At 73.8% G+C, this 13,106-nt stretch carries 9 protein-coding genes; 7 read left to right on the plus strand and 2 right to left on the minus strand.

Annotated elements, in window-relative coordinates:
- Positions 1 to 19 precede the first annotated feature (19 nt).
- Together ACWCXC_RS08340 and ACWCXC_RS08345 are read right to left on the minus strand one after the other, a co-directional pair.
- Entirely contained in the window at positions 20 to 2,326 is a 2,307-nt protein-coding gene (locus ACWCXC_RS08340; protein ID WP_450887458.1) for an ATP-binding cassette domain-containing protein, read from the minus strand.
- A gap of 193 nt (positions 2,327 to 2,519) precedes the next feature.
- Complete coding sequence (locus ACWCXC_RS08345) at positions 2,520 to 2,846, minus strand: DUF5132 domain-containing protein (protein WP_450887460.1); 327 nt, start codon at positions 2,844 to 2,846, stop codon at positions 2,520 to 2,522.
- A gap of 502 nt (positions 2,847 to 3,348) precedes the next feature.
- Between ACWCXC_RS08345 and ACWCXC_RS08350 the strand changes: the two genes are divergently transcribed.
- From ACWCXC_RS08350 to ACWCXC_RS08380, 7 genes are all read left to right on the plus strand, one after another.
- The gene (locus ACWCXC_RS08350) at positions 3,349 to 4,923 is read left to right on the plus strand and encodes an ABC transporter substrate-binding protein (protein WP_450887462.1); all 1,575 of its coding nucleotides are present in this window, start codon (positions 3,349 to 3,351) and stop codon (positions 4,921 to 4,923) included.
- A 12-nt stretch (positions 4,924 to 4,935) separates the two neighbouring features.
- On the plus strand, positions 4,936 to 5,904 hold the full coding sequence (locus tag ACWCXC_RS08355; protein ID WP_450887464.1) for an ABC transporter permease: 969 nt from the start codon (positions 4,936 to 4,938) through the stop codon (positions 5,902 to 5,904).
- Positions 5,905 to 5,906: 2 nt separating this feature from the next.
- Positions 5,907 to 7,802, plus strand: coding sequence for a dipeptide/oligopeptide/nickel ABC transporter permease/ATP-binding protein (locus tag ACWCXC_RS08360; RefSeq protein ID WP_450887466.1), 1,896 nt, complete (start codon positions 5,907 to 5,909; stop codon positions 7,800 to 7,802).
- 11 nt (positions 7,803 to 7,813) lie between these two features.
- Positions 7,814 to 8,590, plus strand: a complete 777-nt coding sequence (locus ACWCXC_RS08365; protein WP_450887468.1) for an ABC transporter ATP-binding protein — start codon at positions 7,814 to 7,816, stop codon at positions 8,588 to 8,590.
- Positions 8,587 to 10,434, plus strand: coding sequence for a pyridoxal-dependent decarboxylase (locus ACWCXC_RS08370; RefSeq protein ID WP_450887470.1), 1,848 nt, complete (start codon positions 8,587 to 8,589; stop codon positions 10,432 to 10,434). The genes ACWCXC_RS08365 and ACWCXC_RS08370 overlap by 4 nt, the downstream gene beginning before the upstream one ends.
- 138 nt (positions 10,435 to 10,572) lie before the next feature.
- Positions 10,573 to 11,913, plus strand: a complete 1,341-nt coding sequence (locus tag ACWCXC_RS08375; RefSeq protein WP_450887472.1) for a glutamine synthetase family protein — start codon at positions 10,573 to 10,575, stop codon at positions 11,911 to 11,913.
- A gap of 157 nt (positions 11,914 to 12,070) precedes the next feature.
- Positions 12,071 to 13,105: a 3-oxoacyl-ACP synthase III family protein gene (locus ACWCXC_RS08380; protein WP_450887474.1), complete on the plus strand. Its 1,035-nt coding sequence runs from the start codon at positions 12,071 to 12,073 to the stop codon at positions 13,103 to 13,105.
- Position 13,106 lies beyond the last annotated feature (1 nt).

Consider the following 13,106-nt stretch of genomic DNA (forward strand, 5'->3'; position numbering starts at 1 on the left):
GGTGTTGGCGCGGTGGCCGTCAGGCGGCGATGTCGCCGGCCTGGAGCTTCCAGAGGGATGCGTAGAGGCCCTGCCGGGCGACGAGTTCGTCATGGGTGCCCTGTTCGGCGACGATGCCGCCCCGGTCCATGACGTAGATGCGGTCGGCATGGCGGACCGTGGAGAGGCGGTGGGCGATGACGATCATGGTGCGGCCGTCCGCGAAGTCGCGCAGGGTCCGCTGGATGGCGGCCTCCGTCTCGTTGTCGACGGCGGAGGTGGCCTCGTCGAGGATGACGACCGGTGAGTCCTTGAGGATCGCGCGCGCCAGGGCGATGCGCTGGCGCTGGCCGCCGGAGAGCGCGGCGCCGCGCTCTCCGATGAGGGTGTCGTAACCGTCCGGCAGTGCGGAGATGAAGGGGTGCGCCTCGGCCATGGTCGCGGCATGGACGACGGACTCGTCGGTGGCGTGGAAGCTGCCGTAGCGGATGTTGTCGGCAAGGGTGCCGTCGAAGAGGAACGGGTCCTGGGCGACGAAGCCGATGGCGTGGCGCAGATCGTGGCGGCGCAGCCGGCGGATGTCCTGGCCGTCGAGCCGTACGGTGCCGGATTCGGCGTCCTGGAACCGCATCAGAAGCTTGGCGATGGTGGTCTTGCCGGAGCCGGTGGCACCCACCAGGGCGGTGACCTGCCCGGCGGGGATGGTCAGCGAGAGGTCGTCCAGGGCGGCCGGGCGGCCGGGGTAGGCGAAGGTGACGCCGTCCAGGGCGAGTTCTCCCTTCACCCGGCCGGGGTCGAGGGGCATGTCGCCGTCGTCGGTCTCGACGGGCAGCGCGCGCAGCCGCTGGACCCGGTCGTAGGAGGCGAGGGTGCGCTGGTACTGGTCGACGATGCCGCCGAGCCTGCTCATCCGGACCAGCAGCATCTGCGGCAGTCCGATCAGCGGGTTGAACACCTCGAAGCTCAGGGTGCCGTTGAGGACGGAACGTCCGCCGATGAGCAGGATTCCGGCCATGGAGGCGGTGGTGCAGGCGCGGAGGGTCTCGGCGTGGCGGATGGTGGTGCGGTCGGTCGCCCGGCTGCTGTCCTGGGCCTGGGCGCTCAGCGCGTCGATGCGGTCCGCCTCGTACTCCTCGGCGCAGAAGCTCTTGACCGTCGCGCCGGCCTCCAGCGCGTTGATGACCTGGCTGCCGAGCCTGGCACGGTCCTCCCCGGCGGCGGCGTATCCGGCGGCGGACCGGGACTGGTGGTCGAGCGAGAGCCAGGCGATGACGGGGACGGGCAGCAGGGCGATCCAGGCGATCTGCGGGGCCAGGAAGAGGAAGGCGGGCACCAGGAGGACGATGCTGGTGCCGAGTTGGAGGATGTCGCTGGCCGGGCCGGCGAAGAAGGAGCCGAACTGGCCCACGTCGGTGGTCAGCGCCCCGGCGATCCTGCTGGTCCGCTCGCCCTCCAGATGCTCCATCTCCAGGTGCTGGACGTGCCGGTAGGTGCGGCCGCGCCAGTCGTGCTCGATGTCCTGGCCGAGCCTGCGCCACTGGATGCCCGAGGCGTACGAGAGGCCGGCGACGGCGGCGCAGGCGGCGGCCACCAGTGCGGCCAGGCCCCAGAGTTGGGCGGAGGCCGTGGTGAGCCCGAGAGCGACGAGGGGGGCCGCCTCGCCCTTGATGAGGACGAGGCCGGTCCAGCCGAGGAAGGTGCCGAGTGCCATCTCGGAGAGCTGGCAGGCGATGGAGAGGGCGCCGGCGCGGTAGAGACGGCCCCGGTGGGGGCCGACGATCTCCAGCAGCGGATGGCGTCCGGGGCCCTGGCCGTCCGGCCCGGCCGCTTCGCGCGAGACCTCGGTGGCGCGGCGCCAGCCCTTGCGGACGACGGCGGCGGTGGCCGCGGCCACGCCCCCCGCCGCGACGAGCTGCTTGCTCAGCGCGGAGCCCTTGACGAGGGCGATTCCGGCCGCGAAGCCGCCGCCGACGGCGATCACCGGGCGGGCGACGGTGGAGATGCCGGCCCTCGGGGCGGGCACGGCGGCGGGGCGGGCCGGGGCCCGGTGCGCCGTTCCGGCCACGCGGTCGGCGACGAGGGCGACCGCCCTGCGGACGACCCGGCCGACCTCCGCCGCACCCATCCGGGCGTCGTGCCGGACGAGCACCCTCCCGGTGACCGGGTTGGCCGCGGCCTCGGTGATCCCGGGGACGCGGCGCAGCGCGGCGGCGAGGATCTCCGCCGACCCGGGCCGGCCGAGCACCAGCCCGACGTCCCAGCGCTGCCGGCCCGGAGTGACCGAGCGCGGGCTCGCTGCCCTTTCGACGGGGCGGAGTCCGGCCGGGGCATCGAGGAGCGATGGCATGTGTAACGGTCACCTGTTCGCGGAGGTCGCGGAAATCTGTCGGGAATTCGACGGAGCGGAGCGACGGAGCGGGAATTCGAATCGATGAGAAAAGGAGAAGGAACGGTCCGCGATCGGCCGCCGCCCGCACACATACGGCCGAAACCTTTCGGCCCGTGTGTCCGGCGACGGCCTCAGGTCCTTAAGCGGACCTTCAGTGCGCCTTGGCGGCGGTCGCCCGGATCTTCGGGGTCTTCGCGTCCCCCTTGGCCGCACCCGGGGATTCACCCCCGGCGGCGTGGCGGTCGTCGGGCGAGGGGATGTCGATCTCACCGGCGGCCATCTGGGTGGCGACGACGTCGGCGGCCACCTCGACCGCGAGGTCGTGGATGTTCTCCCCGGCCTCGTGGGCCGCCTTCTTCACCTCCATCGCGATGCCGACGGACGTCTTGACGACACCACGCACCAGTGGCTTGATGAGGCGCTTGGCCAGTGGCGCGACGATGAGGCCGACCAGGAAGGGCGGTACTACGGGAGGCATGATGCTCCGTCCTCTCTACGCATGGGAATGACAGGGAACCCTGGCCCCGCGAACAACGGAGCAGTGGAGCCGGGCGGAGAGAAGCATTCCATCTCGGAATTCCGGATTCGTCCGCCGAGTCGGATTCTCGAACCACCGGCAAGTGCCGTCCGACCCCTTGATCACGGTAGTCGAACCACGGCCTCCTGAGCCAAATGGATGTCGTTCGATTCACTCGTGTGAGTGTTCCTTGACTTATCCCCCGTCACCTGTTTCTCCACAGGCACCACCAACACCCATGCGCTTATCGTATTTCCATTCTCGCGAATCCCTCTTTTCCGCATCTGCGGCACGGGGTGCACCGCACCCCGAACGGATGAATCACGACGCCCCCGCCCGCACCGCTCCCGGCCGCTCCCGGCCGCTCCCGGCCCGGTGGGCGGGTGGTTCGGCCGTTTCGAACGCGCTTGCCGCACACGTCAGTTGGCACCGCGTGCCCTCTCGCCGGTGGCACGATGGCGCCATGCCCCGACGCACCCCACCGGTCGTCCTGGCGGCCGCGCTCGCCGCCGCGCTGAGCGGATGCGGCAGCGGCGCCACCTCCTCCACGACCACCCCTCTGGTGGACCGCGGCACCGTCCGGATCGCCGAGTCCAGCGAGACACCGAGCTTCGACCCCTACTCCGCCTTCGGCGCCTCCCAGGCCCGTTACGCCTACGACTCCCTGGTCAACCTCGCCCCCGACGGCACCCTGGTCACGGGTCTGGCCACCTCCTGGCGGGCCACGGCCACCACCGCCTCCTTCACCCTGCGCCCCGGCGTCACCTGCTCCGACGGAACCCGCCTCACCGCCTCGGCGGTGAGGCGGGCCCTCACGTACGCGAGCGACCCCGGCAACCGGCTCGCGGGTGCCCAGACCGTCCTGCCGAACGTCCCGTTCACCGCGTTCGCCGACGACCGGGCCGGCACGGTGTCCGTGCGGGCCTCCGCGCCCTTTCCGTTCCTCACCCGCACCGTCGGACTGCTGCCGATCGTCTGCCCCGCCGGACTCGACCACCCCGGTCTGCTGGAGCGCACCACCCGGGGCACCGGGCCGTACGTCCTGACCCGCTACACCCCGGGCGGTCCCTACGAGTTCACCGTGCGCGAGGGATACGCCTGGGGACCCGCCGGGGCGACGACCGCCGCACGGGGTCTGCCCGCGCGCCTGGTGCTCACGGTGGTGCCGCAGACCTCCACGGCGGCCAATCTGCTGCTCACCGGCGGCATCGAGATCGCGCATGTGAGCGGACCCGACCGGGCCCGGCTGGACGGACACGGACTGGCCACCACCGAGGTGGCCTCCGTGGTCGGGCTGACCTTCTTCAACCAGCGCCCCGGGCGGGCCCTCTCCGATCCGGTGCTGCGCCGCGCCCTCGTCGCCGCCCTCGACCGCCGGGGACTGGCCAATGTCGCCGTCGGCGGCCGGGGCAGCCCCGCGGGCGACTTCGGCGCCGTGGGCGCCGTCTGCCACGCGGCGCTCGCCGACGCCCATCTCCCCTCCTACGACGCCGCCCGCGCCCTGCGACGCGCCGGATGGGCCCGCACGGGCGGCGGCCCGCTCACGCGCGACGGCCGGCCGCTGCGGCTCCGGCTGATCACCAGCGCCGACCTGGGCCCGACGCTCACCTCGGTCGCGGAGCTGATGGCCCGGCAGTGGACGGCGCTGGGCGCGAAGGTCGACCTGGTCACCGAAAGCCTGCCGGCCCTGGTCAACGCCATGTACCGGACGGCCGACTTCGACGTGGTGGTGGGCAGCACCCCGGGCTTCGCCCTGCCGGTCGGCTTCATCCCGTTCTTCTCCGGACCGGCCCCCGCCCGGGGCCTCAACTTCGCCGGGGTCGCCAATCCCGCGTACGACGCCCTCGTGGCCCGCGCCCTGCGCGAGGCCGACACCTCGGGGTGCGCCACCTGGAACCGGGCCTCGGCCGCGCTCTTCCGCTCGGCCGACGCCCTGCCCGTCGCGGAGGGCCGCAGCGGGGTGTACGGCCACCGCACCACGTTCACCACCACGTTCGGCGGCCAGTTGGTGCCCACCAGCATCCGCCTCCACCAGTGATCCGGGGCCCCCATGTCCGTACTTCCCCTGCTGCGGCACCCCTGGACGGTGTTCCTCGGCCGTCGCGGCGCACGGCTGCTGCTCTGCCTCGCGGTGGTGCTCACCGCCTCGTTCGCGATGATCCGGCTCGTGCCCGGTGATCCGGTGCGGGCCGCGCTCGGTGTCGACGCCTCCCCCGGTCTCGTCGCCGCCCGCCGTCAGGCCCTGGGGCTCGACGCCCCGCTGCTCTCGCAGTACGGGCGGTACCTCGGCGGCCTCCTCCACGGCGACCTCGGCACCTCCCTGGTCACCGGAACCCCGGTCGCCGAACTGGTCCGCACCCGGCTGCCCGCCACCCTGGAGATCGCCGGCCTCGCCTTCCTGACCACGCTCGCCGTGGCCCTGCCCGGCGGCCTGATCGCCGCCGTGCGCACCCGGGACGGCCGCCGCCCGCGCACCGAGACGGCGTTCACGGTGGGCACCGCCGGGCTGGCCGGCGTCCCGGACTTCGTGCTGGCCGCCGGGCTCACGGCCCTGCTCTCCGTGGGCCTGCGAGTGCTCCCGGTGGCGGGTGCGGCGGGCGTCGAGTCCTTCGTCCTGCCGGTCCTCGCGCTCTCCCTCGCCCCGACCGCCGTCCTGCTGCGCGTCGTCCGGGTGGAGGCGCTGAAGGTGCTCGGCGAGGACTTCATGCGCACCGCGCGCGGCAGACGCCTGTCCCCCGCGCGCCGGCTGCTGCGCCACGCGGCGCCGAACACGGCCACCGCCGCGCTCACCGTCGCCGGAAGCCTGCTGCCCGCGCTGATCGCCGGAACCGTGCTGGTGGAGAAGGTCTTCGCATGGCCCGGCATCGGTTCCGCCCTGGCCCAGTCCGTGGTCGCGCAGGACTATCCGGTGGTCCAGGCGATGGTGCTGGTGCTGGGGACCTCGGTGCTGCTGGCCGGGCTGCTGGTCGACGTGGTGCTGGCCGTGCTCGATCCCCGCTCGGCGATCCGGGAGATGTGACGATGAGCCCTCGCGTACGGCTGCCGCGTTCACCCATGGCCTGGCTGACCGCGCTGATGCTGGCCTCACTGGTCGCGGTCGCCGTCGCCGGCCCGCTGCTCTGGGGGGCCGAGGCCGACCGGCCGGACACCTCGGCCGTGCTCCGGGGCCCCTCCGCCGCGCATCCGTTCGGCACCGACAACCTGGGCAGGGACCTGCTCGCCCGGGTGCTGGCGGCGGCCCGGTCCTCGCTGCTGCTGGCGCTGGGGGCCGATCTGCTGGGCGCGGGCGCGGGCATTCTTCTCGGGGCCTCCACGGCGGTGCTCGGTCCCCGGGCCCGCCGGCTGGTCGCGGGGCTGATCACGCTGCTGCTGGCCTTCCCGGCGCTGCTGGTGGCGATGTTCCTCGCGGTGGTGCTGGGCGCGGGCGCGACCGGGGCGATGCTGGCGCTCGCGGTGGCCGGTGTCCCCGGCTTCGCCCGGCTCGCCCAGACCCTGGCCGCCGGGGTCGCGGGCACCGACCACCTCGCGGCGGCCCGGGTCCTCGGACTGAGCCGGATGCGGCTGCTGGTGCGTCACGTCCTGCCGAACATCGCCGAACCGCTTCTGCTGAGCACCACCACGGCGGCGGGCACCTCGCTCGTCGCCCTCTCCGGGCTGAGCTTCCTGGGCCTGGGGGTGCAGCCGCCCGGCTACGACTGGGGGCAGCTGCTGAGCCAGGGCCTGGACCGGATCTACGCCGAGCCGCTGTCGGCGCTCGCCCCCGGGCTGGCCGTCCTCTACGCGGCCCTGGCCTTCCAGTTGCTCGGTGAGGTGCTGGCCGGGCGGGTGGCCGGGCGCGGCCCCACACCGCGCGTGCCCGCGCGGCTGCCGTCCCCGCGCCGCCCCGGGGACGGGGTCCCCGGGGGCCTCGCCCACGGTCCGGCCGAGGACGACGAGGTGGTGTGCGTGGAGAACCTGAGCGTCGAACTCCCCACCCCGGACGGCCCCGTGCGGCCGGTGCGCGGGGTGAGCCTGTCGCTGCGGCGGGGCGAGGCGGTGGGCCTCGTCGGGGAGTCGGGGTCCGGCAAGTCACTCACCGCGCTGGCCGTCGCCGATCTGCTGCCCCACGGTGCCCGGACGTCCCGGCGCACCCTGCGGGTTCTGGGGGCCGATCCCGCCGCCCTGCCCCGCAGGGAACGGGACCGGCACCTCGGGACCGGGCTGGCCCTGGTGTTCCAGAATCCGGCGTCGGCGCTCAATCCGGCGCTGCGGATCTCCACCCAGCTGACCGAGGCCGTCCGGGCCCATCGCGGTGCGAGCCGTGCCGAGGCCCTGCGGCAGGCGGCGGATGCGCTGCGCCGGGTCGGCCTCGACCCCGCGCTGCTGCGCGTCCGTCCCCACCAGCTCTCCGGCGGGCAGCGGCAGCGCGTGATGATCGCCGCGGGGCTGATGACCCGGCCGGGGCTGATCATCGCGGACGAACCGACCACCGCGCTCGACACCACCGTGCAGCGGCAGATCCTGCGGCTGCTCACCACCATCCGCCGCGACGACGCCACGGCGGTCCTGTTCATCAGCCACGACATCGCGCTCGTGGGCGAGTTCTGCGAACGGGTCCTGGTGATGTACGCGGGGACGGTCGTCGAGGCCCTGCCCGCGCACCGGCTCGCCGACGGCGCCCGGCACCCGTACACCCGTGCCCTGGTGGCATCGGTCCCGGCGCTCTCCGCCGACCGGGACGCGCCGCTGCCGACGGTCCCGGGGCCGCCGCCCGATCCGCGCGCGCCCGCGCCGGGATGCCCCTTCGAGCCGCGCTGCCCGCGCCGGGTGGACCGGTGCGCCGAACAGGCCCCGCCGACGGTGGAACCGGCCGCCGACCACCGGGTCGCGTGCTGGTCCCCGGTGCCGGTGGACGACGGGGCGGTGAGCCCGTCATGACGTGTCTCCGGGTGAGTGACCTCACCGTCCGCCACCCCGGCCGGCCCGGTCCGCGCACCGCCGTGGACGGCGTCTCGCTGGAGATCCCGTCCGGCACCACGCTCGGGCTCGTGGGCGAGTCGGGTTCCGGGAAGTCGAGCCTGGCCCGCGCGATCGTCGGCCTGGTCCCCGCGCACGGTGGACGGATCCTGATCGACGGGCGCGAGGCGCGGACGCGTACGGTGCGCGGCCGGCGACGGCTGGCCCGGCTGGTCCAGGTGGTGCTCCAGGACCCGGACACGGCTCTGGACCCCCGGATGACGGTCCGCCGCACGCTCGTCGAGGCGGCCACCGTCTTCGAACGGCTGGACGCGACCGCGCGCGACGCCCGCGTCACCGAACTCCTCGGACTCGTCGGCCTGGACCCCGCCCTCGCCGGCCGGCTGCCGCGCGGACTGTCCGGCGGCCAGCTCCAGCGGGTCGCCATCGCCCGCGCCCTGGCCGTCCGGCCCGGACTGCTCATCGCGGACGAGATGACCTCCGCGCTCGACGTCTCGGTCCAGGCCGACGTCCTCAACACCGTCCGCTCGCTCAAGCGACGGCTCGGTCTGTCGATGCTGTTCATCGGCCACAATCTGCCGGCCGTCCGCCATGTCTCCGACCGGGTGGCGGTGATGCGGCACGGCCGCATCGTCGAGACCGCGCCCACGGACGACCTGCTGCGCGCGCCCCGGCACCCGTACACCCGGGAGCTGCTCGCCGCCGTGCCGAGCCTGCGCCCGCCCCTGCCCGATCGGAGTCCCCCGTGACCGACGTCCCGCACTGTCCGCACCACGTCCCGTTCGGCCCGGAGGGCGGGCACGGGCCCGGCGAGCCGCCTCCCGGGGCCGGGGCGCCCGCCGGCGCTCCGCCGTGGCCGGTCAGCCGACCGGTGCGGGATCCCGCGGCCGCGTACGTCTCCGAACCCGGGCTGCGGGCGGGTGACTTCGCGCTCTCGCCGGGTGGGCTCAGCGCCGCGCGGCGGCGCGGGGCGATCTGCGCGCTGGAGCTGTACCTGGCGGAGCGGCGGGACCACTTCCTCGGCTACCAGGCCACGCAGGACATGCGGGACTCGGTGCTGGATCTCGCCCGGTTCATGCCGAACAACATCAACAACCTCGGTGACCCCTTCCGCAGCGGTGGTTACAAGCTGAACACCAAAGTGGTCGAACGGGCCGTCCTGGACTACTACGCGGCGCTGTGGAACGCCACGTGGCCGCACGATCCGGAGAACGGCGAGTCGTACTGGGGCTATGTCCTGTCCATGGGGTCCACCGAGGGCAACATGTACGGGCTGTGGAACGCCCGCGACTACCTCGGCGGCAAGCCGCTGCTGCGGCCGGAGCGGGCCGAGGGCGCGGCGACCGGTCCGGCTCCGGTCCGGTCCCGCGCGGAGCGGTCCGTCGCGTTCCGGCCGGTGGCGTTCTACTCCGAGGACACCCATTACTCGGTGACCAAGGCCGTGCACGTGCTGGGCATCGAGACCTTCCACGACGTGGCCGGGGCCCTCTACCGGCCCGAGGACTGCCCGCTCACCGACGCGAGCGGCGCGGTGCTTCCCTGGCCGCGCGAGGTGCCCTGCGAGCCGGGTCCGTCCGGCGGCTCCGGCGACGGCAGCGGCCGGATCGACGTGGAGGCACTGGTGAAGCTGGTCGACTTCTTCGCCGGGCGGGGCCATCCCGTGCTGATCAGCCTCAATCTCGGCAGCACGTTCAAGGGCGCGCACGACGAGGTCGACACCGTGTGCGCGCGGCTGCTGCCGGTCTTCGAGCGGTACGGCATGCTGGACGGGGTCCTCGACCTCGGCACGGACCCGGAGACCGGGGAGCGGATCACCGAACGCCGCCGGCGCTTCTGGATCCATGTCGACGGCGCGCTGGGTGCGGCGTACGTCCCGTTCGTACGGATGGCCCGCGACACCCCGCACGGAGACGGCCCGTGCCGCACCGATCCGGCCGATCTCGATCTGCCGGCGTTCGACTTCGGGGTGGCACCGGTCAGTCCCGTGGAGGGGCGCGGGGTGGACATGGTCGCCTCGATCGCGATGAGCGGGCACAAGTGGCCCGGGGCGCCGTGGCCGTGCGGGATCTACATGACGAAGGTCAAGTACCAGTTGGAGCCGCCGGCGCGGGCCCCGTACATCGACACCAGGGACACCACGTTCGCCGGTTCGCGCAACGGCCTTTCGCCGCTGATGCTGTGGGACCATCTCGCGCGCCACTCGTACGAGGACCAGATCGCGCTGATCCGACGGGCCCAGCGGCTCAGCGGCTATCTGCTGGACCGGCTCGACGGTCTGCGCAGGACGCACGGGATCGATCTGTGGGCGGCCCGCAGCCCCGGGGCGATCACGGTCCGGTTCCGCAGGCCCGGTGACGCGACGGTGGCCAAGTGGTCGCTGTCCTGCCAGGACGTCCTGACCGACCCGGGGGATCCGGGGGGCCCGCGCGCGTACGCGCATGTCTTCCTCATGTCCTCGGTCACCAAGGAGCGGATCGACGCCCTGGTCGACGATCTGGTGCGGGACTTCACCGCGCCCGCGTGCCCGGTGACCGCGCCCGCCGTGCGGACGGGCGTTCCCGGGGCCCGGCGGGCCATGGCGGCCCGCCCCTGAAGGTCTTCGGAGGCCGAGTGCGTCCGGACCGGAAGGTCCGCGACCCGCAGGTCACCTCACCGCCGCACCCGTTCACGGACGAGTGAACTCATCATCAACTCGCCTTCACCTAAAGGGCGTTGGCACAAGCATGGAGGAATGATCATCAAGCACGCCCGCGCCGAGAGGGCCGAACGGGCCCGTCGGACCGCTGCCAGGCTCGCCGCCGACGGAATCGACGGGGTGGTGTTCGGCTGGGTCGACAACGCCGGTCTCACCCGGGTCAAGTCCGTTCCGCTCGCCCAGCTCGAACACGCCGCCGCGTACGGGGTCGGCGCCGCACCCTGCTTCGACGTCTTCCTGGTGGACGACTCGATCACCGACTACCCGGACGGCGGGGGGCCGGTGGGCGATCTCCGGCTCGTCCCCGACCTCGACCGCCTCACCCCGCTGCACGCCCAGCCCGGCTGGGCCTGGGCGCCCGCCGACCGCCTCCGCCAGGACGGCACCCCGCACCCCGGCTGCCAGCGCCGCTTCGCCCGGCAGACCGTCGGGGAACTGGAACGGCGCGGTCTGTCCGTACGGGCGGGCATCGAGGTCGAATGGATCGTGGCCGATGCCGCCGGTGCCCCGGCCACGGAGGGGCCCGCGTACGGGATGACGCGCTTCGTCGAGCTGTCGGACTACCTCCGCGACGTCATGCGCGCCCTCACCGCCCAGGGTCTGTCCGTGCTCCAGCTCCATCCCGAGTACAGCGCCGGGCAGTTCGAGGTCTCGGTGGCCGCCGAAGGACCGGTGGAGGCGGCCGACACGACGATGCTCGTCCGGCACACCGTCCGCGCCGTCTCCGCCCGGCACGGTCTGCGGGTCTCCTACGCGCCGGTCTTCACCGAAGGCGCCGTCGGCAACGGGGGCCATCTCCATCTGAGCCTGTGGCGCGACGGCCGCAACCTCGGACACGGCGGACCCGGCCGCCACGGTCTGCACCCCGAGGCCGAGCACTTCCTCGCCGGCGTCCTCGCCGAACTCCCCGCCCTGATCGCGGTGGGGGCGCCCACCGCGGCCTCGTATCTGCGTCTCGTCCCCTCCCACTGGGCGGGGGCGTACCGCTGCTGGGGGCTGGAGAACCGCGAGGCGGCGCTGCGCCTGATCACGGGCTCGGCGGCCGGGCAGGCCAACGCCGAGCTGAAGTGCTTCGACGCGGCCGCCAATCCGTATCTGGCGCTGGGGGCGGTGCTCGCCGCCGGAACGGCCGGGCTCGACGCCGGGCAGTCGCTCCCGCCCGAGACCACCGCCGACCCGGCCTCGCTCGACCTCGCCGAACGCCTCCCGGCGTCGCTGCCCGAGGCGATCGACGCCTACGAGAAGTCCGTGCTGCTCCGCGAGGCGTTCGGCCCGCGGCTGTACGAGGCGGTGCTGGCGGTGCGGCGGGCGGAGGCCGAGCTCTTCGCCGGCTCCTCCGACGCGGACATCGCCGAGGCCGTCCGCTGGCGGTACTGACCCGGTCGCGTACGTGACCGCTCCGGTCGCCGTACGCGACCCGGCGCGACCGCGCTCTCCCCGGCGTGTGCCGGGCCACTCACGAACCGAAGGATGGGATACGGACCATGGCAGCTCTTCGAGGCGGACCGGCGGCACCCGGGCGGAGCGCGGCGGCATGACCCTCGCGCCGGACAGCACGCTGTCCCACCAGACCGGTGCCGCGCTGGCCGTGCCGTTCGCGGTGGCGGGCACCGGGGTGCACCTGCCGCCCCGGGTCGTCACCAACCAGGAGCTGACCCGCACGCTGGACACCAGCGACGCCTGGATCACCAGCCGCACCGGAATCCGCGAACGGCGCAGGCTGGCCCCGGATCTGGCGACGTCCGACATGTGCGTCGCCGCCGCCCGCCCGGCCCTGGAGTCCTCGGGGGTCGCGCCGGAGCGGCTGGACGCGGTCATCGTCGCCAGCTACACCGGGGACCAGCCGCTCGTCTCCACCGCCCTGATCGTCAAGGACGCGCTGGGCGCCCACCGCGCCCTGTCGCTGGACGTCACCCAGGCGGCCTGCGCGTCCGGTATCCAGGCGCTGCTGATCGCCGCCCATCTGCTGCAGAACCCGTCGATCACCACCGTTCTGCTGCTGGCCGCCGACTGCGCCTCGCGCGTCACCAACCCGGACGACCGGACGGCCGGGGTGTTCTTCGGCGACGCCGCGGCGGCCGTGGTCCTCACCCGCTCGGGCACCCCGGGGGCGGGCCTGCTCTCCTACGACCTGGGCTCGCACCTGTCGTACGACGTCCAGATCCCGGCCGGCGGCTCCCGGCGTCCCACGACCGCCGCGACGGTGGCGGCCGGGGACCACTATCTGTTCATGGACGGTCGCGCCGTCTGGAACACCGCGACGGTCCGGTTGCCGGAGAGCATCGCGAACGCGGCCGGGCGGGCCGGGGTGCCGGTCGACGAGATCCGCCACTTCTTCCTGCACCAGGCCAATCTGAACATCGTCAACGCCGCCATGACGGCCCTCGGCGTCCCCCACGACCGGGCCCCCATCACCGTCGACCGGCTGGGCAACACCGGTTCGGCCGGGGCGTTCACCGCGCTCCACGACGCCCGTGCCCGGGGCGATCTGCTCCCGGGCGACACCTATGTGCTCTCCGCCATCGGCGCGGGCTTCCAGTGGGGAACGCTCTGTCTGCGCCACGCCTGAG

Source organism: Streptomyces sp. NPDC001515 (assembly GCF_053597115.1).